The organism is Burkholderia sp. BCC1993 (assembly GCF_905339865.1).
Classification (GTDB): Bacteria; Pseudomonadota; Gammaproteobacteria; order Burkholderiales; family Burkholderiaceae; genus Burkholderia.
The window spans coordinates 403,699-427,806 of sequence record NZ_CAJPGZ010000003.1; the positions used below are offsets into that span (position 1 = coordinate 403,699).

General features: G+C 68.0%; 28 protein-coding genes. 19 read left to right on the forward strand and 9 right to left on the reverse strand.

Annotated elements, in window-relative coordinates:
• Positions 1-73 precede the first annotated feature (73 nt).
• Both treA and U4Y91_RS06905 read right to left on the reverse strand, forming a co-directional pair.
• The gene (treA, locus tag U4Y91_RS06900) at positions 74-1,789 is read right to left on the reverse strand and encodes an alpha,alpha-trehalase TreA (protein WP_321804332.1); all 1,716 of its coding nucleotides are present in this window, start codon (positions 1,787-1,789) and stop codon (positions 74-76) included.
• A gap of 188 nt (positions 1,790-1,977) precedes the next feature.
• Positions 1,978-2,178 (reverse strand): hypothetical protein, encoded by a 201-nt coding sequence (locus U4Y91_RS06905; RefSeq protein WP_185702674.1) that lies wholly within the window; start codon positions 2,176-2,178, stop codon positions 1,978-1,980.
• On the opposite strand from U4Y91_RS06905, the gene U4Y91_RS06910 reads away from it, so the two are divergent.
• Together U4Y91_RS06910 and U4Y91_RS06915 are read left to right on the forward strand one after the other, a co-directional pair.
• On the forward strand, positions 2,129-3,517 hold the full coding sequence (locus tag U4Y91_RS06910; protein ID WP_321804334.1) for an MFS transporter: 1,389 nt from the start codon (positions 2,129-2,131) through the stop codon (positions 3,515-3,517). The two genes, U4Y91_RS06905 and U4Y91_RS06910, sit on opposite strands and share 50 nt — an antisense overlap.
• A gap of 347 nt (positions 3,518-3,864) precedes the next feature.
• A complete protein-coding gene (locus U4Y91_RS06915; protein ID WP_321804336.1) occupies positions 3,865-5,028 on the forward strand; it encodes a winged helix-turn-helix domain-containing protein in 1,164 nt (387 codons plus the stop codon).
• Positions 5,029-5,203: 175 nt separating this feature from the next.
• Here the strand turns inward: U4Y91_RS06915 and U4Y91_RS06920 are convergent, their stop codons facing one another.
• Entirely contained in the window at positions 5,204-6,262 is a 1,059-nt protein-coding gene (locus U4Y91_RS06920; protein ID WP_415750449.1) for an alpha/beta fold hydrolase, read from the reverse strand.
• A 467-nt stretch (positions 6,263-6,729) separates the two neighbouring features.
• On the opposite strand from U4Y91_RS06920, the gene atpG reads away from it, so the two are divergent.
• Together atpG and atpC are read left to right on the forward strand one after the other, a co-directional pair.
• A complete protein-coding gene (gene atpG / locus U4Y91_RS06925; protein ID WP_321804405.1) occupies positions 6,730-7,599 on the forward strand; it encodes an ATP synthase F1 subunit gamma in 870 nt (289 codons plus the stop codon).
• Between the two features lie 11 nt (positions 7,600-7,610).
• Positions 7,611-8,072 carry an ATP synthase F1 subunit epsilon gene (gene atpC, locus U4Y91_RS06930; protein WP_321804338.1) on the forward strand — a complete coding sequence of 154 codons (462 nt, stop codon included), beginning with the start codon at positions 7,611-7,613 and terminating at the stop codon, positions 8,070-8,072.
• Positions 8,073-8,114: 42 nt separating this feature from the next.
• Here atpC and U4Y91_RS06935 read toward each other — a convergent pair whose 3' ends face one another.
• Entirely contained in the window at positions 8,115-8,333 is a 219-nt protein-coding gene (locus U4Y91_RS06935; RefSeq protein WP_006751720.1) for a DUF1653 domain-containing protein, read from the reverse strand.
• A gap of 55 nt (positions 8,334-8,388) precedes the next feature.
• Positions 8,389-8,832: a GNAT family N-acetyltransferase gene (locus U4Y91_RS06940; RefSeq protein WP_321804342.1), complete on the reverse strand. Its 444-nt coding sequence runs from the start codon at positions 8,830-8,832 to the stop codon at positions 8,389-8,391.
• Between the two features lie 151 nt (positions 8,833-8,983).
• On the opposite strand from U4Y91_RS06940, the gene U4Y91_RS06945 reads away from it, so the two are divergent.
• Both U4Y91_RS06945 and U4Y91_RS06950 read left to right on the forward strand, forming a co-directional pair.
• Complete coding sequence (locus U4Y91_RS06945) at positions 8,984-9,244, forward strand: type II toxin-antitoxin system Phd/YefM family antitoxin (RefSeq protein WP_124485354.1); 261 nt, start codon at positions 8,984-8,986, stop codon at positions 9,242-9,244.
• Complete coding sequence (locus U4Y91_RS06950; RefSeq protein WP_105786791.1) at positions 9,241-9,507, forward strand: Txe/YoeB family addiction module toxin; 267 nt, start codon at positions 9,241-9,243, stop codon at positions 9,505-9,507. Before U4Y91_RS06945 ends, U4Y91_RS06950 begins: the two co-directional genes overlap by 4 nt.
• Before the next feature lie 28 nt (positions 9,508-9,535).
• Here the strand turns inward: U4Y91_RS06950 and U4Y91_RS06955 are convergent, their stop codons facing one another.
• Positions 9,536-9,967, reverse strand: a complete 432-nt coding sequence (locus U4Y91_RS06955) for a DUF4087 domain-containing protein (RefSeq protein ID WP_321804345.1) — start codon at positions 9,965-9,967, stop codon at positions 9,536-9,538.
• Positions 9,968-10,140: 173 nt separating this feature from the next.
• Here U4Y91_RS06955 and U4Y91_RS06960 point away from each other — a divergent pair, with 173 nt between their 5' ends.
• Positions 10,141-10,764 (forward strand): HAD hydrolase-like protein, encoded by a 624-nt coding sequence (locus U4Y91_RS06960; RefSeq protein ID WP_321804347.1) that lies wholly within the window; start codon positions 10,141-10,143, stop codon positions 10,762-10,764.
• Between the two features lie 387 nt (positions 10,765-11,151).
• Positions 11,152-11,724: a DUF4142 domain-containing protein gene (locus tag U4Y91_RS06965; protein WP_321804348.1), complete on the forward strand. Its 573-nt coding sequence runs from the start codon at positions 11,152-11,154 to the stop codon at positions 11,722-11,724.
• 102 nt (positions 11,725-11,826) lie between these two features.
• Here the strand turns inward: U4Y91_RS06965 and U4Y91_RS06970 are convergent, their stop codons facing one another.
• Positions 11,827-12,426, reverse strand: a complete 600-nt coding sequence (locus U4Y91_RS06970) for a GNAT family protein (protein ID WP_321804349.1) — start codon at positions 12,424-12,426, stop codon at positions 11,827-11,829.
• Between the two features lie 75 nt (positions 12,427-12,501).
• On the reverse strand, positions 12,502-13,416 hold the full coding sequence (locus tag U4Y91_RS06975; RefSeq protein ID WP_105830394.1) for a LysR family transcriptional regulator: 915 nt from the start codon (positions 13,414-13,416) through the stop codon (positions 12,502-12,504).
• A gap of 109 nt (positions 13,417-13,525) precedes the next feature.
• Here U4Y91_RS06975 and lysA point away from each other — a divergent pair, with 109 nt between their 5' ends.
• From lysA to U4Y91_RS07010, 7 genes are all read left to right on the forward strand, one after another.
• Positions 13,526-14,764 (forward strand): diaminopimelate decarboxylase, encoded by a 1,239-nt coding sequence (gene lysA, locus U4Y91_RS06980; protein WP_321804353.1) that lies wholly within the window; start codon positions 13,526-13,528, stop codon positions 14,762-14,764.
• 224 nt (positions 14,765-14,988) lie between these two features.
• On the forward strand, positions 14,989-15,327 hold the full coding sequence (locus U4Y91_RS06985) for a hypothetical protein (RefSeq protein WP_321804355.1): 339 nt from the start codon (positions 14,989-14,991) through the stop codon (positions 15,325-15,327).
• A 161-nt stretch (positions 15,328-15,488) separates the two neighbouring features.
• Complete coding sequence (locus tag U4Y91_RS06990; RefSeq protein WP_321804357.1) at positions 15,489-16,289, forward strand: transporter substrate-binding domain-containing protein; 801 nt, start codon at positions 15,489-15,491, stop codon at positions 16,287-16,289.
• A 106-nt stretch (positions 16,290-16,395) separates the two neighbouring features.
• Complete coding sequence (locus tag U4Y91_RS06995; RefSeq protein ID WP_321804359.1) at positions 16,396-17,055, forward strand: amino acid ABC transporter permease; 660 nt, start codon at positions 16,396-16,398, stop codon at positions 17,053-17,055.
• A gap of 45 nt (positions 17,056-17,100) precedes the next feature.
• Complete coding sequence (locus tag U4Y91_RS07000; RefSeq protein WP_321804361.1) at positions 17,101-17,826, forward strand: amino acid ABC transporter ATP-binding protein; 726 nt, start codon at positions 17,101-17,103, stop codon at positions 17,824-17,826.
• Positions 17,827-17,875: 49 nt separating this feature from the next.
• Complete coding sequence (metC, locus tag U4Y91_RS07005; protein WP_321804362.1) at positions 17,876-19,063, forward strand: cystathionine beta-lyase; 1,188 nt, start codon at positions 17,876-17,878, stop codon at positions 19,061-19,063.
• Positions 19,064-19,139: 76 nt separating this feature from the next.
• Positions 19,140-19,484, forward strand: coding sequence for a DUF3088 domain-containing protein (locus tag U4Y91_RS07010; protein ID WP_124628100.1), 345 nt, complete (start codon positions 19,140-19,142; stop codon positions 19,482-19,484).
• A 224-nt stretch (positions 19,485-19,708) separates the two neighbouring features.
• Here U4Y91_RS07010 and U4Y91_RS07015 read toward each other — a convergent pair whose 3' ends face one another.
• A complete protein-coding gene (locus U4Y91_RS07015; protein WP_321804364.1) occupies positions 19,709-20,392 on the reverse strand; it encodes a response regulator transcription factor in 684 nt (227 codons plus the stop codon).
• A 283-nt stretch (positions 20,393-20,675) separates the two neighbouring features.
• On the opposite strand from U4Y91_RS07015, the gene U4Y91_RS07020 reads away from it, so the two are divergent.
• The 4 genes from U4Y91_RS07020 to U4Y91_RS07035 all read left to right on the forward strand — a co-directional run bounded on the left by U4Y91_RS07020 (position 20,676) and on the right by U4Y91_RS07035 (position 24,058).
• Positions 20,676-21,368 (forward strand): DUF2589 domain-containing protein, encoded by a 693-nt coding sequence (locus U4Y91_RS07020; protein WP_321804365.1) that lies wholly within the window; start codon positions 20,676-20,678, stop codon positions 21,366-21,368.
• 15 nt (positions 21,369-21,383) lie between these two features.
• On the forward strand, positions 21,384-22,319 hold the full coding sequence (locus tag U4Y91_RS07025; protein ID WP_321804367.1) for a DUF2589 domain-containing protein: 936 nt from the start codon (positions 21,384-21,386) through the stop codon (positions 22,317-22,319).
• On the forward strand, positions 22,303-22,749 hold the full coding sequence (locus U4Y91_RS07030; RefSeq protein ID WP_124522391.1) for a lysozyme: 447 nt from the start codon (positions 22,303-22,305) through the stop codon (positions 22,747-22,749). The genes U4Y91_RS07025 and U4Y91_RS07030 overlap by 17 nt, the downstream gene beginning before the upstream one ends.
• 166 nt (positions 22,750-22,915) lie before the next feature.
• Complete coding sequence (locus tag U4Y91_RS07035; protein ID WP_321804370.1) at positions 22,916-24,058, forward strand: poly(3-hydroxybutyrate) depolymerase; 1,143 nt, start codon at positions 22,916-22,918, stop codon at positions 24,056-24,058.
• Positions 24,059-24,108 lie beyond the last annotated feature (50 nt).

Consider the following 24,108-nt stretch of genomic DNA (forward strand, 5'->3'; position numbering starts at 1 on the left):
GGGCCGAACCGCCGCACGCGCGGCGATCCGGCCCGTGCCCGTTCAGGTGCGTGCATGCAATGCACGCGGCCTGTCACTCGCCATACAGCCCGAGCAGTTTCAGCGTGACGCCGTTGGTCCAGCCGAAGCCGTCCTGCAGCGGATATTCACCGCCCCCGCCGCCGCCCGCGCCGGCCCCTTCGACCACGTACTTCTCGACGAGCTTGCCTTCGGTTGCATACACATGCTTCACGTCGGCCAGAAAGCGCGTGCCGATGTCCTTCGCGAGCGCCGGCTCGCCGTAGCGGCGCAGCCCGTCGATCGCGATCCACTGCAGCGGTGCCCAGCCGTTCGGCGCGTCCCACTGCTGGCCCGTGTTCGCGGTCGTCGTCGCGAGGCCGCCCGGCTGCAGCAGCGTCTTGCGCACCTCGCGCGCGGTCGCCTTCGCACGCTCGGGCCACGCGACACCCGTGAACAGCGGATACAGCGCGGCCGCCGTCACGCCGTCGCGCGGCTTGCGCAACTGCCAGTCGTAGTCGCCGTAATAGCCGCGACGGTTCCACAGATAGCGGTTGATCGCGGCCGCGCGCCGCGCCGCCCGTCCGGAGAAATCCGCGACACACGCGAAGTCGCGCGTGACCGCGCAGCCCTTCACGATCGTCGTCTCGAGATGGAACATCAGGCTGTTCAGGTCGACCGGCACGATCGCCGTCGTGCGGATCGTCGCGAGCGTCCTGCCGTCGCCGAACCAGCGCGAGCTGTAGTCCCAGCCGCTTTCGGCACCCGCGCGCAGGTCGCGGTACACCTCGTTCGCCGGGCGATTCGGCACGGCCTTCGCGGTCGTCACGTCCTCGAGATACGACTCGTCGCGCGGCGTGTCGCTCGCGTCCCAGTAGCGGTTCAGCACTGCACCGTCCGGCATCGCGACCACGTTGCGCGCGGCCTGCCCGCGCGGCGTCGTCGTTTCGCCCTGCATCCAGTACGCATGCTCCTTGCGCAGCGCCGGCAGGTATTTCTGGTAGACCTTGTCGCCTTCGGCCTGCGCGGCGAGCGTGACCATGTACGCGAAGAACGGCGGCTGCGAGCGGCTCGCGTAGTACGTGCGGTTGCCGTTCGGGATGTGGCCGACCGCATCGATCAGGTATGCGAAGTTGTCGAGCATGTCGTCGACGAGATCCTCGCGCCCCGACACCTGCAGCCCGAGCATCGTGAAATAGGTATCCCAGTAATAGCCTTCGCGGAAGCGGCCGCCCGGCACCACATACGGCTTCGGCAGCGCGATCAGCGAACTGTACGGCGGCACCGTCGTGCTGGTGCGCGTGAGCTGCGGCCACAGCCAGTCGATGTGCTGGCGCAGCGTCTGGTTCGCGGGCGGCGTGACCCCGCCTTCCGGCGGCGGCGTGAAGTGCTGGTCGACGAACGCCTTCAGCGAGAAGCCCGGCTGCGACTTCTGTTGCTGATACAACTGTACGATCGTCGCCGGATCGGCGTTGGGCGTCGCGTCGACGAAGGTCTTCTGGTCGGGATAGAGTTGCGCCGTCTGCACCGCGACGAACAGGTCGCCGTAGAGCTGGCTCGGCGGCGGCAGCAGCGTGCCGGCAGCCGGCGCCGTGGCGGGCGCGGCCGACTGGCTGGCCGCCTGCATCGCGGCCTGGTTCGCGGCCTGGTTCGCACTGTCGGCCTGCGCGGCGCAGCCGGCGACCGCGAGGTAAGCGACGGCGAGCACGGCGGCCCAGCGCAGACGCGGCGCGGGCACGGACGGATGCGAGGCAGGATGCGATGCGGTCGATGCGGCGCGACGTGATGTCATGACGTGTCCCCTCCTTTCGATGATGAATGGTTCGGCAGGGGTCTCGTTCGCGCGTGCGCTCGTCTCGATGGCCGTCGATCGATGCGCGTCGTTGTCATCCACAGATGAGTTCCGACTGTCGCACGAAACGCGCATCGCACGCAAGTTTCGCGGCCGCCCCCGCGGGCGCGCGTCATGTGCGTCATGTGTCATGTCATGGACCGCACCGGCAGCGCGGTCGTCTCTTCTTCCACGCGCGCTAACAGGAACGACTGTTGCAACATGCGGAACAAGCGTTGTCTCGCGTGACGCAACGACCACATTGTGGGCATAATGGCGTCTTTACCGCGCGCCCTGCCCATGTCGCCCGTCTTTCTAGCACCGCTCATCGTTGCCTGTGCGTTGTTCATGGAAAGCGTCGACGCGAACATCATCGTCACCGCCCTGCCCGCGATGGCGAGGGACTTCGGGCACAATCCCGTCACACTGAACATTGCGATCACGGCCTACGTGGTCGGCCTCGGCGTCTTCATCCCGATCTGCGGATGGCTTGCCGACCGCTTCAGTGCGCGCTCCGTGTTCCGCACTGCGATCGGCATCTTCGTCGCCGGCTCGCTGATGTGCGCGGCTTCCAACTCCCTCGGCGTGCTCACGTTCGCGCGCTTCGTGCAGGGCGTCGGCGGCGCGATGATGGTGCCGGTCGGCCGGATCATCATCTTCCGCGCGGTGCCGCGCTCCGATCTCGTGCGCGCGATGAACTACCTCGCGATTCCGGCGCTGTTCGGGCCGACGGTCGGGCCGCTCGTCGGCGGCTTCATCACGACCTACCTGCACTGGCGGATGATCTTCTTCATCAACGTGCCGATCGGCATCTACGGAATCTACCTCGCGAGCAAGCACATCGCGAACACGCACGAGGCCGATCCCGGCCCGCTCGACTGGTTCGGCTTCCTGCTGTCGGCGAGTGGCGCCGCGCTGCTGCTGATGGGGCTCACGCTGATCGACGGCGCGCTCACGTCGCGCGGCAACGCGCTCCTGATGTGCGCAGCCGGCGCGGCGATGCTCGCGCTCTACGTGCCGTACGCGCGCCGCAAGGCGCGCCCGGTGCTCGACCTCAGTTTCCTGAAGATCCCGACCTATCACGCGAGCGTGGTCGGCGGGTCGCTGTTCCGCATCGGCCTCGGCGCCGTGCCGTTCCTGCTGCCGCTCGCGCTGCAGGAAGGCCTCGGCATGAGCGCGTTCCACTCCGGGCTGATCACCTGCGCATCGGCACTCGGCGGCGCGATGAGCCGCTCGACGGCCACCCATACGCTGCGCCGCTTCGGCTTTCGCACGGTGCTGATCTACAACGCCGCGTTCGCCGGGCTCGCGATCGCCGCCTACGGCGTGTTCCACCCGGGCATGGCGACCTGGGCGATCTGGATGATCGTGCTGGTCGGCGGGATCTTCCCCGCGCTGCAGTTCACGAGCCTGAATTCGATGATCTACGCGGATATTTCGCAGGCCGATGCAGGCCGTGCGACGAGCCTCGGCAGCGTCGTGCAGCAGATGTCGCTCGGGCTCGGCGTGACGGTCGCGGGCCTCGTGCTGCACCTGTCGCACTGGTTGCAGGGGCATCAGACGATGATGTGGTCGGATTTCTGGCCCGCGTTCGTCGTGGTCGGGCTGTGTTCGTTCGCATCGATTCCGATCACGCGGCGGCTGCCGCCCGGCGCCGGCGACGAAGTCGCGCGCGGCAAGCGGCAATGAACGGGCTGGCTGGCGGGGAAAAGGCAGGCGGCGGAAAAGCGAAACAACAAAAAAATCAGCGGACATCCACACGGGGCCGGTGCACAGCCGCATGGATGTCCGCTCAGGGCTCCGGGTCTCTCGTTGGGGGTTGAGAATCCCGGATCTGCTTCCTGCGTGCCATGGACATATATGCGTCGGAAGCCGAATCGTTGCGCGCACATTTCGTCGCGCCATGACTGCACTATAGGGAAAGTCGCGCCGCGCATCTGTCAACCATTGTCAGACGCGTCGCGTGCACGCGTCGCACACGTGCGCCGCTTTCGCGCTAAAGTGGTGCCCGACCGCCACCTTCAGCCGCCGCTCCGATGCTTACGCTTTCGCCCGCCGCCGCCCGCGCGCTGCATCTCGCCGCGCAGGGCCTGCTGACCCCGCCCCGCCGCAAGGCCACCAAGGCCGACGTGCTCGACACGATCCGCCGGATGGCGCAGTTACAGATCGATACGATTCATGTCGTCGCGCGCAGTCCGTATCTCGTGCTGTTCAGCCGTCTCGGCGACTTCGCCCCGCAGTGGCTCGACGAGCATCTCGCCGAGGCGCGCCTGTTCGAATACTGGTCGCACGAAGCGTGCTTCCTGCCGGTCGAGCAATTCGGGCTGATGCGCTACAAGATGCTCGATCCGTCGGGGATGGGCTGGAAATACGCGGCCGACTGGCACACGCAGAACCGCACCGAGATCGAGCGGCTGCTCGCGCGGATTCGCGACGAAGGCCCCGTGCGGTCCGCCGATTTCATCCGGGAAGACGGGGTGAAAGGCAACGGCTGGTGGGACCGCAAGCCCGAAAAAAAACATCTGGAAGTGCTGTTCACGACCGGCCACCTGATGGTGTCCGAGCGCCGCAATTTCCAGCGCATCTACGACGTGCGCGAACGCGTGCTGCCCGCGCTGCTCGACTACACGTGCCGCGCACTCGGGATCGTGCGCGCGGACTGGGTGGCCGATTACTACCGGCTGCCGCGCCGTTCGTACCGCGCGGAGCTCGAGCGGCTCGCGGACGCGGGCGAGCTGATCCCGGTGGAGGTCGCCGACTGGAAGGAGCCGGCCTACGTGCATCGCTCGCTCGACGCGCTGCTGCCGGCCGCCGCGGCCGACACGCTGCGCTCGACGGTCACGACGCTGCTGTCGCCGTTCGATCCGGTGGTGTGGGACCGGCGGCGCGCCTCGACGCTGTTCGGGTTCGACTACACGATCGAGTGCTATACGCCCGCGCACAAGCGGCGCTACGGCTATTTCTGCCTGCCGGTGCTGCATCGCGGCCGGCTGATCGGGCGCGTCGACGCGAAAGCGCATCGCGCGCTCGGCACGTTCGAGTTGAAGACGGTGCATGTCGAGCCGGGCGTGCGATTCGGCACGGGGCTCGCGGCCGACGTCGCGAAGGCCGTGAAACGGCTGGCGGCGTGGCACGGCACGCCGGAGGTGACGGTCGGGCACGCGCCGCCAGCGCTCGCGAACGCGCTGCTCGGCGGCTGATCTGCCGCGGCGGCGCGACCGCTCGCCCGCCGCATGCGTGCGCGCCGACGCATCGCCGCATCGACCCATCGACCCATCGACGCACCGACGCGCCGACGCGCCGACGCACCGACGCGCCGACGCATCGAGGCGCCACCGCGCATGCGCACCGCGCGGCGGCCCCCCGCTGCAACCGCTACCGCTTCGTGGCAATCCAGCGGGCAATGCCCGGCCACACGTCCTTCAGCGTGCGCGATCCCATGAACAGCCCGATATGCCCGCCCGGCACGAGCCGGCGCGTCACCTGCGAGGCGGGCGTCCCCACCAGGTCCTGCGCGGCGAACACCTGCTCCTGCGTCGTGATGTCGTCGGCAGCGCCGGCAAGCAGATAAACGGGGCACGTGATCGCCTTCAGGTCGAGCGTCCGCCCGAGCGCGACGAACGTGCCCTTCGCGAGCCGGTTCTCCTTGAAGATCTGCACGATCGCCTGCAGATACCAGCGCCCCGGCAGGTCAATCGGACTTTCGTACCAGTTCGCGAATGCTTCGCGCTTGCGCAGGTAGTCTGCGTCGTCGAGGTGTTCGTACAGGTCGACGTGCTCGGCGAGATAGTGCTGGTCGGGATGCATGTTCTTCCAGCCGCGCAGCATGAAACGCCCGCGCATCAGGCCGCCGCCCATCGTCACCAGCTCCTCGTAGAACGACGTCGGACAGGTGTGCGCCATCCGCTTGATCGGACCGTCGCCCGCATCCGTGTCGATCGGCGCGCCCGCGAGCACGAGGCTCGCGACCTTGTGCGGAAAGCGCGCCGCATACATCGCGGACATCCACCCGCCCTGGCACAGACCGACGAGATTCACGCGCCCGCCGAGCTCGTCGACGCATACGTTCAGCTCGGCCAGGTACTGGTCGATCTCGAGATCCCGCATGTCTTCGGTCGCCGAGCGCCAGTCGGTCAGGTACACGCGCGTCACGCCGTGCTCGCGCAGCGTCTGCATCAGGCTCTGCCCCGGCTGATAGTCGGCGATCATCGCCCGGTGCCCCGCATACGGCGCTTCGACGATCGTCGGCAGCCCGTGCGCCGGCGCGACCGAATAATCGCGGAACGTCATCGTGCGCAGTTCCAGCAGCGCGCGGTTCGGCGACGCCAGCGCCGGATGCGGCTCGCAATGCAGCTTCTCCTCTTCCGCGACGAAACGCAGGTTGCGCGCGGTGAGTGCCGAGCCGAGCCGGAACATCGCGGCGGCGGCGGCCATCGGCCAGAAGATCGGCAACGCCGGCGCGCTGGCGGACGTCGCGGAAGGCGGGGCGGTATCGGTATCGCTCGAATTCATCGAATTCATCGAATTCCTGGCTACTGGGAACATGAAGGAAAAAAAACGTGCGCGGGATGCGCGACGATCGTCCGCGCTGCACCCGCGGCGAATCGCGCGTCAAGCGCGCGGCCGTGACGTATGCGTCCTTCGATGCGTCTGCATCGATCTTCCGATGCGGACGGCAATCGGCCATCGAACGCCCGGTGCGACGATCGGCGAAACCATTCTGGTCCGTAACCGGAAGCGATCGCTTGATCGCCGTCAATCGTTTCAGGTGAAATCCCGATAGCATGAAATCGCGCGATGACAGTTCGATGGCCGCGGCGCGATATCTCGCCGACCTCGCTGCCGACATCGCGTCGCCACAGCGCACCGGCGACACCGGGCGACCTGCCTCCCCGCCACACATGCACATCCGCGAAATCCGCTCGAAGATCACCAGTACCTCGTCCACGCGCAAGATCACGAAGGCGATGGAAATGATGGCCCGCACCAAGATGGCGGGCGCGCAGCGGCGGGCACGCGATTTCCGGCCCTATGCGGCGCGCATCCGGGAGATGGCCGAGCGCGTATTGCGCGACCGGTCCGGCCACGTCTCCGCGCTGATGGCGAGACGCACGCCCGTGCGCCGCGTCGGCCTGATCGTCGTCAGCACCGATCGCGGGCTGTGCGGCCCGCTCAATACGCGGCTGCTGGTCGAATGCGTGAATGCGCTCGAACGCTGGGACCGCGCCGGCGTCGCGTGCGAACTCAGCGTGATCGGTGCACGCGGCATTGCGCCGCTGATGCGCCACGGCGCGACCATCACCGCCCGCGCCAGCGGCCTCGCCGCCGCGCCGCACTTCGAGCAGCTGCTCGGCGCGCTGCTCGTGCCGCTCACCGCGTTCGTCGACGGCGAACTGGACGAGCTGCACATCGCGTACAACCAGTTGACGAGCCCGCTCGCGTATTCGCCGCGCATCGACGCGGTGCTGCCGATCACCGGCCTCGACACCGGCACGCCGCCCGGCGACACCGCGACATCCGACTATCTGTACGAGCCCGCGCCGAAACCGGCCGTGGATACCTTGCTGCTGCGCTACGTCGAGGCGACGCTCTACCAGGCCGTCGTCGAGAATTACGCGTGCGAGCAGTGCGCGCGGATGTTCAGCATGCAGACCGCGACGGAGAATGCCGATCGCGTGCTGCGCGAGCTGCGGCACCTGTACCAGAAGACGCGCCAGGCGCAGATCACCACCGAGCTGTGCGAGATCGTCGCCGGCGCGGCGGCGGTCTGAAGGAGGCACGCATGCCGACGTCGATGAAGCTCGACATCCTCAGCGTGGAAGACGTGCTGTATTCGGGCGACGCACATTTCGTCGTCGTGCCCGGGGAAAGCGGGGAGCTGGGCATCTACCCGCATCATGCGCCGCTGCTCACGCGGCTGCGGCCCGGCGTCGTGACGCTCGTTGCCGCACCGGGCGGCGAGCACCGCCGGCTGCTCGTCGCGGGCGGCCTGCTGGAAGTCAGCCGCGACGGCGTGACGCTGATTGCCGATCACGCACTGCGCACGCCCGAACTCGACGACCTGCGCGCACGCGAAGCACGGCATGCGGCGGACGAGTGGCGCCGGCGCTTCGCGCACGACAACCGGCACGCCTTCGATTTCGCATCGGCTCGTGCGGAGTTGATGGACGAAATCCGGCGCTTCTTCGCACTGGCGATGCGCCGGGAGTCCGCGCCGCACGACACGCCGGGCGCCGCCGGCTAGGCCGGGCGCCGGCACCGCTCGCCGTGCGGTCGGCGGGCGCGATCAGTCGCGCAGCTTGCGAAAACGCGGCGTGCCGTCCGGCAGGTTCTCGTTGAACATCGCTTCCGGCCGCACCCACAAGCCGCGCGCATGCGGCCACAGATGCTCGTACACGACCACCGACTCCTCGGTTTCGGAATGACGGGCGACGCCGATGTAGCGATACAGCCCGCCCTTGTAGTGACGATGCGTGGCGAGCTGTTCGGCTTCCTGTTCGGTCATGATCTGCTTCCCTTCGGCAAAAACGAAAGCGCGTATTGTATGCGCTCGCCGCGCGTCAGCGTTTCGCGTAGATATCGGGGCGGCGGATCTCCATCAGCCGCTCGGGATTCGCGGACGGCCCGAAGCCGACCGGCCGGTACAGTTCGTGCGCGTCGGTCGTCACGAGCATGATGCGGCGCAGGCTCTGCACCATCGGCTGCGCGAATACGTGGTCGATCAGCGCGCGGCCATAGCCGTTGCCGCGCTCGGCCGGCAAGACGAATACGTCGCACAGGTAGGCGAACGTCGCGTGGTCGGTCACGAGCCGCGCGAACCCGACGAGCCGGTCGCCCACGTACGCGCCGAAGCACAGCGAGCCGTCGATCGCGCGCTCGACGACGTCGCGCGGAATGCCCTGCGACCAGTACGCATCGCGGTGCAGGAAATCGAAGATCGCGTCGATGTCGAGCTCGCGCTTGTCGGTGGAAAATCTCAGCGGGGCGGGGCTGGCTGCGGGCACGTCGGCTCTCCGGTCGGCTCGGGGTGGAGCAGCAACGATAGCGCGGCGCGGGGTGGGCGACAAGCGATGCCGCCTCGACATGTACAACATTCCGTACAACATGTCCGCCCATGCCATACTTGTACAGTTCAAAGTACAAGTGAGGCGAATCATGCGCACGATTCACTTTTCGGATGCCCGCAGCAATCTGAAGACGGTCATCGACCAGGTCGTCGACGACGCGGACGTGACGCTCATCACGCGTCGCGATGCGCCGAACGCGGTCATCATGTCGCAGGAATACTATGACAGCCTGATGGAGACGGTTCATCTGCTCCGCTCGCCGGCCAACGTTGCCCACCTCGAACGCTCGATCGCGCAACTGCGCAAGGGCAAGACGAAAGAGCACAAGCTGGCGGGGGACGATGAATGAGCGTACGCCGCGTGCTCTTTACTTCCGACGCGCGGGACGACTACGTTTATTGGCAAGGGCAAGACCGCAAGACGCTCAAGCGCATCAACCAGCTCATTCGCGAAGCCCAACGGACGCCGTTCGAAGGCATCGGCAAACCCGAACCGCTGAAGGCCAATCTGTCCGGGTTCTGGTCCCGCCGCATCGACGATACGAACCGCCTGGTCTACGAAGCGGACGATCTTCAGATCAGCATCGTGTCCTGCCGCTACCACTACGCGTAGCGCCAATCCCGCCGCCGTCCCCGCCTCTTCAAGGCGCCGGCAACGCCCGATCGGCCTTGCAACGCTTCAGCGGCAGCGGCCGGGCCGCCACGATCCGCGTCACCTCGCGAGTGCGCGGGTCGATCTCCAGGTCGAGGCACGCACAGCCGTAACCGTGCATCCCGGCATTGGTGACGACCCAGCCGCGCGTCGACATGTCCGGCATCTCGTCGAGGCCCGGCACCGGCGGGCTGCCCTGGGTCGACAGCGTCCAGCTGTTGTCCTTGTCGACGAGCCACCAGTTGGCCGGCGTCGGATTCTCAAGCCATCCGCAGCGCTTCTCCGCGGCCGCCGCGGACGTCGCGGACGTCAACGCGACGAACACACCAAGCATCCACATCGCAGAACGGGCACGGGCGATTTTCATTTCAGGGAAGTCCGGACGAAGGAAACGGAGGGGAAACGACAGCGTCGACAGCATACCGGGCTTTCGCGCCCGTTATGTTGTGCACCGCGTTTCGCGGGCGGCATTCCGGTCGATGCAAGGAAGCTGCCCGACCATCCCGCTTCGCCACGGCCCCAACCGCTCGCGCGGGCCACGCGGCTGGATTCGGTGATATCGTCACCGGCTCGATCAACTCGCGGCATCGCTTCATGCCTTATCGACTCATCGCGTTCGACTTCGACGGCACCCTCGCCGATTCGCTCGACTGCTTTCTCGCGGCGCTCACGGAGGCATCGCGCCTGCACGGCTTTCGCGACGCGACGCCCGATTTGCGCCCCGCGCTGCGCGGCATGTCGGCACGCGAGATCATCCGCGCGCTCGAGGTGCCGATGTGGAAAGTGCCGCGCGTGACTCTCGACATGCGCCGGCTGATGCGGCCGCGCATCGCGCACGTGAAGCTGTTCCCCGGCGTCGACGCGACCTTCGACGCGCTCGCCGCACGCGGCATCCGCATCGCGATCGCGACGTCGAACACCGAGGACATCGTGCGCGACCGGCTCGGCCCGCACGCGAGCCGTTGCGTCGACACGTTCGCGTGCGGCATTCCGCTGTTCGGCAAGGCGCGCCGGCTGCGCGCGCTCGTGCGCGAAGCGGGCATGCAGCCCGACGACGTGCTGTATGTCGGCGACGAGATCCGCGATGCCGAAGCGGCGCGCCGCGCGCGTATCGCATTTCAAGGTGTCGCATGGGGTTACACGGCGCCCGACGCGCTGCAGGCGCATTGCGCGACGCCGTTGCTGCCGCGTCTCGACGCATTGCTCGATCGCATGTGAGGACGCCGTACGAATCGCGCGTTCGATTCGACGGATCGCGAAACAACCCGCCCGCACGACGATGAAACGTCGATGACACGCGCGCGCATCGCTGCCATCGCATGCAGGCCGCGCACGCAAAAATTGCCGCCACGATGCACGCAACAGGTACGCACTACCTGGCCGCGCGCGCACCCATCGCTTCGTCTTACCAACCGTTACACAAACCACAGCGCGGTTGCACCTGCTACCTGAGCGCTCTCCTAGAATCAGTCGGGCCGGGAAACACTTCGAACGCCGCCGCGGCAGAGCGGCGATCGAGCCCAGCCCGGGCGCGCCCGGTCTCTCGCACAGCTGCGGATCACACGATCCGTCCGTTAATCAGAGCCCCGATCGAAAGGAGGTCCCATGAACCGCTTTCCCCAAGTCTCGCGCCTTGCATTGTCTGCCGCTGGCCTGCTTCTCGTCGCCGTGACGGCGACCGCGCAAACCGCGCAACCGGCGCCGGCCGCACCGGCCGCCACCACGCAGACGCGCATCCACGAAGCCGACCAGGCCTTCATCAACGACGGCACGAAAACCGTGTCGACCCAGCACGACGCCGCACGCATCGCCGATGCGCGCACGTCGGACAGCCAGGTGAAAGCGTTCGCGCAACGCGTGTCGACCGACGATGAGAAGATCATCCAGGCGATGCGCGCGGCCAGCCCGCGCGGTGTCGACGTGCCGGCCAACGATCCCGACACGGCCGTGCTGGACAGCATCAAGACCCTGCGCGGCGCGGAATTCGACAAGGCGTATATCGAGCAGGTCGCGCTCGCCGGCCAGCAGAAGACGATCTCGGCATTCCAGGCCGAAATCGCGTCAGGCCGCGACACGAAGCTGAAGGAAGTCGCACGCCAGGCGCTGCCGATCCTGCAGGCGCACTACGCGGCCGCGCAGAAGCTCGCGCAGCGTCATCACCTCGCATCGGCGCAGTAACGCGCCGCCCCGCCGCGCATCGCGCGCGGCACGCCGCTTCCCCCCTCGTCGCGTCGCCGCCCCCCTCTCCGGCGGCGCGACGCCTGCGGCACCCGCCTCGCGTCAGATCGCGAGCTTCGCCCGCAACCGCTCGCGCACCGCCGGCCATTCGTCGTCGATGATGCTGAAGCGCACCGAATTGCGCTTGCGGCCATCGGGCATGATCCGCTCGTGACGCACGATCCCTTCCTGCTTCGCACCGAGCCGCAGAATCGCCGCGCGTGACTTCTCGTTCAGCTCGTCGGTCGTGAACTGCACGCGCACACAGTGCAGCGTGTCGAACGCATACGCGAGCAGCAGCCATTTCGCTTCGGTATTCGCGCGCGTGCGCTGCGCCGATTCGCTCAGCCACGTATGACCGATCTCGAGCTTGCGGTTCTTGCGGTCGATCTTCCAGAAACGCGTGCTGCCGATCACGCGGCCCGACGCACGCTCGACGATCACGAACGGCATCACGGTGCCGGCCGCGCGGCCTTGCAGCGCTGTGTCGAGATAGGCGTCGACCGTCTCCTCGCCCGGCACGACCGTGACCTTCAGGTTCCACAACTCGCCGTCCGCCGCCGCATCGAGCAAAGCCTGCCGGTCGGATACGTCGAGCGGCCGCAGCGCGATGCGCTCGCCGGTGAGCGTCGGTTGTTCGAGGGAAGATGCAGCATCGGTCATGACGGGTTCCGTTTCCGTGAAGATGACGAAGAGGAGCAGGCTGCGCGCAGCGAAACGCCCATCATACGGCCATCGTCAGCCGGGCAGCGCGGCGAGCCGCTCGCGAATCGCCTGCGCTTCGCCGCGCAGCGCGTCGGCGAATGCGTCGACGAGCAGGCTCTTCGGCCGGTGCTCGGGCACGATCACGCTGACGCGGTAGGGAAACGAGCGCGTGAGCGGCCGCACGTGCAGGTCGCGCCCGACGAAATCTAGCGCGGTCAGCGGATTGACGATCGCGGCGCCCAGCCCCTGCCGCACGAACGCGCACACCGACACGGCCGACGGCGTCTCGACCACCGAACGCGGCGCGACACCGAGCTGCGCGAACGCCTCGTCGATCAGGATCCGGTACGGGTCGTTCAGCGACAGGCTCACGAACGGGCGATCGGCGAGATCCGCGAGATCGATCGCGCGCTGCGCGAGCAGCGGATGGCCGTCCGGCAGCACGCACACCTCGTCGACTTCGAGCAGCGGCGTGAGCACGGTGCCGGCCGGCGCGACGTCGTGCTCGGTCAGCCCGAGATCGTAGCGCTGCGCGGTCAGCCACTCCTCGAGCACCGGCGACTCCTGCGTCGCGACCGACACGCTGACGCCCGCATGCGCGTCGTGAAAGCGCCGGCATGCGCCGGGCAGGATCGCGTGCGAAAACGCCGGCAGCGCGATCACCGACAACTGGCCGTCGCGAAACTCGCGCAGCCGCGCGGCCGTCGCCGCGACGCGCTCGAGCCCCACATACGCGAGCCGCACGTCGTCGAACAGCGTGAGCGCGGCCATCGTCGGCCGCAGCCGGCCATGCGAGCGCTCGAACAGCGCGAAGCCGACCACCTGTTCCATCCGCGCGAGCTCGCGGCTGATCGTGGGCTGCGACGTATAGAGCATCTCGGCCGCGCGCGTCGTGCTGCCGGTGACCATCAGCGCGCGGAAGACCTCGATGTGCCGGTGTGTGAGCATGGCTGCCTATATCAGGAATGAATCGAATGTCGATAAGCAGGCATTTTACTGTATAGACATTCAGGCGCATCATTCATGCTGTCCGTTCATTCGATCCGATTCATCCGCCATGTCCCTCGATTCCCGCCAGCTCGCGACGCTCGCGCAGCAATACGGCACCCCGCTGTGGGTGTACGACGCCGACGTCATCCGCGACCGCATCGCCCAACTGCGCCAGTTCGACGTGATCCGCTATGCGCAGAAGGCGAACTCGAACCTGCATATCCTGAAGCTGATGCGCGAAGAAGGCGCGTGCGTCGACGCCGTGTCGCTCGGCGAGATCGAGCGCAGCCTCGCGGCCGGGTTCAGTCCGGCGGGCGAGCCGGAAGGCGTCGTGTTCACGGCCGACCTGATCGACCGTCCGACGCTCGCGGCCGTGCTGAAGCACGGCGTGACCGTGAACGCCGGCTCGCTCGACATGCTCGCGCGCGTCGGCGAGCATGCGCCCGGCCACCGCGTGTGGCTGCGCGTGAACCCCGGCTTCGGCCACGGCCACAGCAACAAGACCAACACCGGCGGCCCGCAGAGCAAGCACGGGATCTGGATCGACGACGTGCCGCGCGCGATCGAGATCGTGCGCCAGTACGGGCTGAAGCTGGTCGGCATCCACATGCATATCGGCTCGGGCGTCGACTACGGCCACCTGTCGCAGGTGTGCGACGCGATGGTCGACCTCGTCACGTCGCTCGGCCACGACATCGAAGCGATCTCCGCCGGCGGCGGGCTGTCGATTCCGTATCGCGACGGCGAGCCGCGCGTCGACGTCGGTCACTACTTCAGCCAGTGGGATGCCGCGCGCAAGCGGATCGAACGGCATCTCGGCCACGCGGTGCGCATCGAGATCGAACCGGGCCGCTTCCTCGTCGCCGAGGCCGGCACGCTCGTCACCGAAGTGCAGGCCGTGAACCGCCGTCCGAAGCACGATTTCGTGCTGATCGACGCGGGCTTCAACGACCTGATGCGGCCGTCGATGTACGGCAGCTACCACGCGGTGTCCGTGCACGCGCAGGACGGCGCGCTGCCGGCCGGCCGGCCGCTCGTCGACATCGCGATCGCGGGGCCGCTGTGCGAATCCGGCGACGTGTTCACGCAGGATGCCGGCGGCGTGGTCACGCACCGCAAGCTCGCGCAGCCGCAGATCGGCGACCTGCTGTTCCTGCACGATGCGGGCGCCTACGGCGCGTCGATGTCCTCGAACTACAACAGCCGGCCGCTCGCGCCGGAAGTGCTCGTCGATCGCGGCACGCCGCGACTGATCCGCCGCCGGCAGACGATCGACGAACTGCTCGCGCTCGAAACGTTCGAGTAACACGCGTAGTCGCACCGCGTTCGACGCATCGAACGCCGACGGCCACACATGCCGCCATCGGCATGCGTGGCCGTTTTGCTTTTCGGCGGTTGTCCTCGGGGCAACCGCTCGACCGCGTCGTAGCACCCGATGCTGCGCACCCCGTGCAACCGCAGCAGATCGCTTGCATCGTGTTTGTCGTACGGAGAAAAACATTCCACGCCGCGTGAAAAGTCCGTGCGTTTTTGGAAGCACTTTCCTTTTTGACAAAACTAAGATTGCCGTCAGTCGTTCAGCATTTGCGTCACCGGATACGCATCGACGATGCAGCCGGTCTACCCCATTCGCAAGCCGCACGGGCACTCATGAACACGATGCTTGAACTCTTCGCCGCGCGCCGCAAGCCGTTCGATACGAACGCCGCGCGGCACGTCATGCGGTCCACCGCGCACGTCAGCCACACCACGCGCGTCGCTGTCGGCGAATCGTCGCCGCTTGCGCCGTGCTTGCGCGGCGATCCGCATCGCCGCGTGTTCCATCCACACGTCCACCGTAGCGCGATCGTGCGCGAACGCATGCCGTAACGCGCGGCGGTGAACGGCGCGCGCCGCCGTCACCGCGTCGATTTCCCCCGCCGCACGCTGCTGCGGCCTGTTCCCGCCCAAGGCGACACCGCCCGTCGCCGCGGACGCGCTCGCCCTGAATTTTCGACAACGACGTTTCGACAACCACCCTGGAGACAACCATGAAACCCTTCACCCCGATGCTCAAGCAAGGCCTCGCCGCCGCCCTCCTCTGCGTGGCGGCCACGGCCTCGCACGCGGCGGACCTGCTCGACACCGTCAAGCAGGCCGGCGTGCTGAAGATCGCGCTCGAAGGCACCTACCCGCCGTTCGACTACCGCAATGCCGAAGGACAACTCGAAGGGTTCGACGTCGACGTCGCGAAGGCGGTCGCCGCGCGGCTCGGCGTGAAGCCGCAGTTCGTCACGACCGAATGGAGCGGGATTCTCGCCGGGCTGCAGGCCGGCAAGTTCGACGTGATCGTCAACCAGGTCGCGATCACGCCGTCGCGCCAGCAGGCACTCGACTTCAGCACGCCGTATGTGTATTCGTCCGCGCAGCTGCTGCAACGCCAGAACGACTCGCGTGCGTTCAAGTCGCTCGACGAGCTGAAGGGCAAGAAGGTCGGCGTGACGATGGGCAGCAACTACGTCGATCTCGTGAAGACGGTGCCCGCGGTCGACCTGCAGGTCTATCCGGGCACGCCGGAGAACCTGCGCGACCTCGCGGCCGGCCGTATCGACGCGGCGGTCAACGACCGCCTGATGCTGAGCTACCTGATCAAGAACTCGCACCTGCCGCTGCGCCCGGGTTCCGTGCTCGCCGGCGGCGAGGACCGGATGGGCATCCCGTTCCGCAAGGGCAATCCGAAGTTCGCGAAGGCGCTCGACGACGCGGTCGCGTCGCTGCAGCAGGACGGCACGCTGAAGAAGATCTCGATGCAGTGGTTCGGCTCGGACACGACGAAACCCATCACGCAATAACGCAGCCGCCACGCGCCCGCGCGCACGCACGCGCGGGCCGGCCGCCACATCGCCGCCCCACGGGCGGCACCCAGGCGGCACACGACACACAATCAGGAGACACGCGATGGAAGCACTCGATCTGGTCATTCAAACCCTGCCCGTGATGGTGAAGGGCGCGCTGTTCACGCTGAAGTTCGCGGTGGCGTCGATGGCGCTCGGCCTCGTCGTCGGGCTCGTGGTCGCGATCATGCGGATCGGCAACAACCGGCTCGCATCCGGTCTCGCGCAGGGCTACGTCAGCCTGATGCGCGGCACGCCGCTGCTCGTGCAGATGTTCGTCGTCTACTACGGGCTGCCCGATCTCGGCATCACGCTCGACCCGACGACGGCCGGCATCTTCACGCTGACGCTCAACGCCGGAGCCTACCTGTCGGAAAGCATGCGCGGCGCGATCCTCGGCATCGGCCGCGGGCAATGGGCGGCCGCGCACAGCCTCGGCCTCACGCACGTGCAGACGCTGCGCTACATCGTCTGCCCGCAGGCGCTGCGCCTCGCGGTGCCGAGCCTCGGCAACACGCTGGTCAGCCTGATCAAGGACACGTCGCTCGTATCGGTGATCACCGTCACCGAGCTGCTGCGCTCGACCCAGGAAGTGATCGCCGCGACGTTCCAGCCGCTGCCGCTCTATCTCGCGGCCGCCGCGATCTACTGGGTGCTGAGCACGCTGCTCACGCGCCTGCAGGGCCGTGTCGAGACGCGCCTCTCGCTGCCGTCCACGCATTGACCAATGCGCATGCCATTCAATCCGAACCTCATCCACGGACAACCCATGATTACGCTCGACAACGTCTCCAAGTGGTACGGCAAGCATCAGGTCCTCTCCGCATGCAGCGCGGCGGTATCGAAAGGCGAAGTGGTCGTCGTCTGCGGGCCGTCGGGCTCCGGCAAGTCGACGCTGATCAAGACGATCAACGGTCTCGAGCCGTTCCAGAAAGGCAGCATCGTCGTCGACGGCATGCGGCTCGGCGATCCCGCCGCGAAACTCGCGCAGCTGCGCGCACGCGTCGGCATGGTGTTCCAGCATTTCGAGCTGTTTCCGCACCTGTCGATCACCGACAACCTGACGCTCGCGCAGGTCAAGGTACTCGGCCGCCGCAAGGACGAAGCGATCGAGAACGCAATGAAGCTGCTCGATCGCGTCGGCCTGAAGGCGCATGCGCACAAGTATCCGGGGCAACTGTCCGGCGGGCAGCAGCAACGCGTCGCGATTGCGCGCGCGCTGTCGATGAACCCGGTCGCGATGCTGTTCGACGAGCCGACCTCCGCGCTCGACCCCGAGATGATCAACGAAGTGCTCGACGTGATGGTCGAGCTCGCGCGCGAAGGCATGACGATGGTGTGCGTCACGCACGAGATGGGCTTCGCGAGGAAAGTCGCGCATCGCGTGATCTTCATGGACCAGGGCGCGGTGGTCGAGGACGCGGCGAGCGATGCGTTCTTCGCCGCGCCGCGCTCCGAACGCGCGCGCGACTTCCTCGACAAGATCCTGCACTGACCGCGCGACGGCTTCGCACCGACTTGACCGACTTTCAAAGGACGACATCTTGAACCCACTGCACTCGACCGACACCCTGCTCGCTCACGAAGGCCGCGCACACGGCCAGCCCGGCTCGCCGGTGAACCCGCCCGTGTATCGCCAGTCGACGCTGCTCTTTCACGGCACCGACGCGCTCGACGCGGTGCGCGGCACGCCGCTCGCGTACGGCCGGCACGGCAGCCCGACCACGCGCGCGCTTGAAAAGGCGCTCGCGCGCCTCGAAGGCGCGCATGCGGCGCTGTTGACGCCGAGTGGGCTCAGCGCGATCACGACCGCGCTGCTCGCGGTGCTGAATCCCGGCGACCATCTGCTGATGGCCGATTCGGTGTACGACCCGACCCGCTCGTTCTGCGACGAGACGCTCGCCCGCCTCGGCATCGAGACGACCTACTACGATCCGTCGCTCGGCGCCGGCATCGCGTCGCTGATGCGGCCGAACACGCGCGCGGTCTTTACCGAATCGCCGGGCTCGCTGACTTTCGAAGTGCAGGACATCCCCGCGATCTGCCGCGTCGCGCACCAGCACGATGCGGTCGTGCTGCTCGACAACACGTGGGGCACGCCGCTGAATTTCCGTTCGTTCTCGCACGGCGTCGACGTATCGATTCACGCGGCGACCAAATACATCGCCGGACACTCCGACGTGCTGATGGGTGTGATCCTGACGACCGAGGCGCTCGCGCAGAAGGTCACGCGCTGCTACCGGCAGCTCGGGATGACCGTCAGCGGCGACGACGCGTATCTCGCGCTGCGCGGCCTGCGCACGCTGTCGGTGCGCCTCGAACGCCACCAGCGCAACGCGCACGTGCTGACCGAATGGCTCGCGCGACAGCCGGAAGTCGCACAGATCCTGTATCCGGCCCGGCCGGGTGATGCCGGCCACGCGCTGTGGCAGCGCGACTTCACCGGTGCGTGCGGCTTGTTCGGCCTGGTGCTGCACCCGCAGCCCGACGACGCGGTGCGCGCGCTGCTCGACGGCCTGACGTGCTTCGGCATGGGCTACAGCTGGGGCGGCTTCGAAAGCCTGATCATCCCGTCGAATCCGTCGCGCCAGCGGACCGCGACGCAATGGAAGGCGGCCGGCCCGCTGCTGCGCATCCACGCAGGGCTCGAGCATCCGGACGACATGATCGCCGACCTCGACGCCGGTTTCGCACGCATGCGCGCCGCCGCGGCCGCGCTCGCGGAAGCCTGACATCGGGCACGTCGCGCGCATCACCCCGCACTCCCCTTTTCTTCAACGTTCGACCACCACTGATAGCGAGGCCATCATGAAAGACACGCTGTTCATTCTCCGCCCGGGTTTCTTCAAGGACTCCGAAGGTCCGTTCTACTGCGGTGACTCGGTTGCCGTCGAAGGGCTGCTGAGCTTCTATCCGCAGTTGCGCGACGCCGTCTCGGTCGAGTACGTCGACGCGCCGCGCCCGCGCCGGCCGATCGTCGCGCTGATCGGCGAGGACAACCAGTCGGCGCCGGTGCTCGTGCTCGGCGACGGACAGGCGCCGAAGGACGACGCGGTCGGGATTCGCGAACACAACGGCCGCCGCTTCATCGATTCGCCGGCCGATATCCGGCGCTACCTGTCGTCGCAGTACGGCGTCGCGCACGTCGCGTAAGCATGCCGGCGCCCGATATCGACGGGCGCCGCCGAACGGGGCGCGCGACCTGCGCGGCCCGTTCGCCGCTTCCGGCACGCCCGTCGCCACGCGCGTGCCATGTACTCGGCCACGCGGCTCGCCGCTACCGATGACCGGCCTGGGCACCCCACCTCTGGCCGTATGGACTTCAACGCAACGCGACGCCGGATGCCGGCACCCACCGGGGCCCGTCGCGACCGGCGTCAGCCGGGCGAACTGCAGGCCGGCGCGAACGCGAATGCCGCCGGCTCGGCCGGCACGTGGCGCGCGAGCCACAATGCGGCCTCGGTCCGGTTGCTCACGCCGATCTGGCGAAACAGCGCATACAGGTGGTTCTTGATCGTGCCTTCCGCGACGTTCAGCACGCGGCAGATCTGCTTGTTCGACTTGCCTTCGGCCAGCAGCCGCAGCACGTCGCGCTGGCGCGGCGTGAGGCGCTCGAATGCGCGATCGTCGCCGGCCGGCACGCCGCCCGGGCGCGCCTGCGTCGCGCCGCCGTCGTTCGGCGGCACGTAGATCGCGCCGGCCGCGACCCGGCCGAGCGCATCCGCGAACTCGTCGGCGCTCGCGTGCCGGTCGATGATGCCGGCCGCCCCCGCCAGCAGCGCATCGGCAATCGTGCGGCGGCACACGGCGGCCACCACGCACAGCCACGGCGCGCCGGCGAACGTCTCGTGCAGCACGTTCGGCCAGCTCGGCCGTGCGGCATGCTCGTCGCATTCGATCGTGATCGCCTCGACCGTCTCGGGCAGCAACGCGTCGCGCAAGCGCAAGACGTCCTCGGGACGGCGGGCCGACCAGACATGCCAGTCGACATCGCGTTTACACAGTACGTCCGCCACGCCCGCGACGAATAACGGCGGGCTATCGATCATCAGAACGTTCATTGCGCGGTTTCCTCGAAATCGGGATGCTCGGTTTAGGTTTATTTGCTTCCCTACCCGGCGTTTTTTTTACCGCTGTTTTACGCACCGCGCACTAGGCCCGTCGCTCCGTGACGAATGGCCTAATTCGTCCACGCCGCGCCCCGCCGCACGTGCCGATGCCCGCCGCGGGCCGGCCCGGGCCGCCGGACGTGACGGACGTCATATTTGGTAAACGTCTTCAATTTCCTAATGTGAATAACGACAGCGAATTTCCGTTGTCTTCAACACGAAGAGGAGTTTATTCATGGACGCGAATTTCATCGGCTCAGTGATTAACGCTTTACCCATGGACCAAATGATCGCCGGCCCGTTAAAGGCGATGATCAGCGCGCAGACGCAGGCCGCGAAGAGCTACGCGGATTTCCTGATGCAGGTCTGCATCCAGGGCGGCAAGGCCGTGGCCGTCCAGTTCGACTACGACGAGACGCTGGTGGACGAAAGCGGCGTGTCGAAAGGCGTCGTGCAGAAGACGATGCGCATCCCGCTGCTCGCGGCGATCGTCCATCCGATCATCGCGATCGAGGAAGGCACGATCGACTTCGAGATGGAGATCACGCAGTCGGAGAAGTCGTCGTCGTCGACCGAGGCCGGCGGCGAATTCCAGGCGAAGTTCGGCTGGGGGCCGATCAGCGTCAGCGTGTCCGGGCGCGTGTCGCACAAGGCGGAGCAGACGCGCAGCACCGACACGCGCGCGAAATATTCGATCCATACGCAGGTGAAGCGCCAGTCGCCGCCCGAAGCGCTGATGCGGGTGATCGACTTCCTGACCGAGGCCGCGACCAAGCCGGTCGTCACCGAAGGCAACGCGAAGGCCGTGAAGCCGCTGCCGACGACGCCGACCGACGGCAAGCTGGTCGGCGACGCGTCCGGGTCGGGCGGCAGCGCGGCCGCGCCTGCCGGAGCCGGTGCGGATGCCCAGCAGCCGGCGCACGCGTAAGCGCGCGGACCGGCCATGTTCAGGCTCTTCAGACGGTCGCGCCGCGCGGGCGGCGGCGGGCACGACGACGGGGATGCGCGTCCGGGCGGCGGCAGCGGCCGGCCGGAACCGGACGGGCCGGTCCCGCCGCCGGCCGGGGCGGTGGCGGGCCGTAGCGGCGCGGTCGCGGGCGCGGGCCCGGACGCGGGCCCGGACGCGGTCGCCGGCACGGGCGGCGCGGCGCCGGCGGCGGTAGGCGTCGATCCGGCGCGCCACGCGCCGACCAATGCCGCCGGCTGGCCGGCCGGCGCCGCGTCGGGCGTGAATGACGCCCCGGCCGCCGCACCCGGCGCCTTCGCGGGCGGCTTGCCGCCCGTTCCGCCAGCGCCGCCTACCCCACCCGCCCCGCCGCCCGGCGCCCCGGCCGACGATGAACGCCCGCCGCCGCGCGGCATCGCGCTCGACGAGATCGCACGCGGGATGCAGCACGCGGCCGCCGCCGCGAACCAGCTGCTCGCGCACCAGTACACCGCCGTGCTCGACCAGTTCTTCGATCTGCGCGACGACGGCCTGCTCGCGCCGCGCGAGGTCACGGTCGCGCTCGACGCGGAGCACACGATGCCGGTGCCGCTCGTCGCGCTCGCCACGCCGCGCGGGCTCGCGCTCGACCGGATGATCGTGCACCTGACCGTGCGCGGCGACTTCACCGAGGCGCTGCCGGCCGGCGGCATCTCGGGCAACGACGACCAGCGCGGCCGCTTCTACGTGACGTTCGCGCCGCGCTCGGGGAAGAAGGACGCCCCGCCGGGCAGTGCGCGGCAACGAGACACCGAGCACATCGACATCGAAATGCAGTTCGCGGCGCTGCCGCCGCCCGAAGCGATCATGCGCGTGATCGACGAATACACGCATCGCCTGGTGCCGCGCGCACGGCCGGGCAGCAAGGAGAACGACGATGGCGAACCAGCCTGAACGCACCGGCGAGCAAGGCATCGCGCTGATCAAGCAGTTCGAGGGGCTGCGGCTCGCGCGCTATCTCGACGCGGTCGGCAAGCCGACGATCGGCTACGGACACCTGATCCTGCCGAACGAGCGCTTCACGCGCCCGCTGACCCCGGCCGAAGCGGAGGCGCTGCTGCGGCATGACCTGCGCGGCGCCGAGCTGAACCTGCGCAAGCTGTTGCGCGTGCCGGTCACGCAGCAGCAGTTCGATGCGCTGATGTCGTTCGTCTTCAATCTCGGCGCCGGACGGCTGCGCTCGTCGACCTTGCTGCGCTACCTGAACGCCGGCGCGAGCGCGCGGGCGGCCGACCAGTTCCTCGTCTGGAACAAGGCCGGCGGCAAGCCGCTCGCGGGCCTCACGAAGCGCCGCCAGGCCGAGCGCGCGCTGTTTCTGTCGTGAGCGCCGTGACGCCGCACCGGCCGAACGTCACGGGTCGCCGCGCGTGTCGTTCGCGCCATTTCACATGTCGTCGGCTGCCCGTAAGCTGAAACCGTCGCTGAAGTCTTGCCGCATTCGTTCCGTTACAACCCTTGTCATTCACCACTCGTCACGACAGGAGCCCCGCATGAACGTCACCCGCTCGCCCGGCCGCACGACGCTGCCCCGCACCGCCGCCTCGCACGTAGTGCGCCGCGCGCTGGGCGCCGCTTGCGCCGCCGTCACCGCCGCCGTAACCGTTACCGTTGCCACCCTGGCTGCGCTCGCGCCGCACGCCGCGCTCGCCGCCCTCGCCGATCCGCTTCCCGCATACGGCGCCGACCTGCAGCGCACGTCGGTGTCGGGGCTGTCGTCCGGCGGCTTCATGGCCGCGCAGTTCGACGTCGCGTTCTCGAGCCGGCTGATCGGCGCGGGCATCGTCGCGGGCGGGCCGTTCTATTGCGCGGGCGTGAACGCGCTGATCCCGCCGGCGGTGGCCGCGACCACGCTGTGCATGCAGCCGATCGGCCCCGCGCCATCCGCGGCCGACGCATGGCGCGCCGCGCGCGCGTTCGCGCAGCGCGGCGAGATCGACGATCCGGCCAACCTGCGCGGCCAGCGCATCTACGTGTTCAGCGGCGCGAAAGACACGGTGGTGTCGACACGCGTCGTCGACCAGACCGCGCGCTTCTACACGCTCGCCCAGGTCCCGGCCGCGAGCCTCCAGTACCGCGAATCGCCGGACGCCGGGCATGCGTTCATCACGAACCGCCCCGAGGACAACGCGTGCAGTGCGAACGCGAGCCCGTATATCGACAACTGCGGCTTTCAGCAGGCGCACGACATCGTGCGCTGGATCTACGGCACGCCCGACAAGCCGCTCAATCCGCCGGCCGCGCAGGCTGGCGGCAAGCTGCTGGCGTTCGACCAGCGCGCGTTCGATCCGCAGCGCCGCGCGTCGCTCGGCGATACGGGCTACGCCTACGTGCCGGCCGATTGCGAACGCGCGTCCTGCGCGGTGCACGTGGTGTTCCACGGCTGCGTGCAGAACGTCACGACCGTCGGCGAGCGGATGATTCGCGGCGTCGGCTACAACGAGATCGCCGACACGAACCGGCTGATCGTGCTGTATCCGCAGGTCGAGAAATCGGCCGTCAATCCGCTCGGCTGCTGGGATTTCTGGGGCTATACGAGCACCGATCCGCTCAACCCCGGCTTCTACCGCCGCGACGCGCCGCAGATGGCCGCCGTGATGCAGATGGTGCAGCGCCTCGGCGCCGCGCGTCGGTAATCCGCGTAGCGGCTGCCGTCGCGCCGTCATCGCTCCTTCTTCACGAGGAA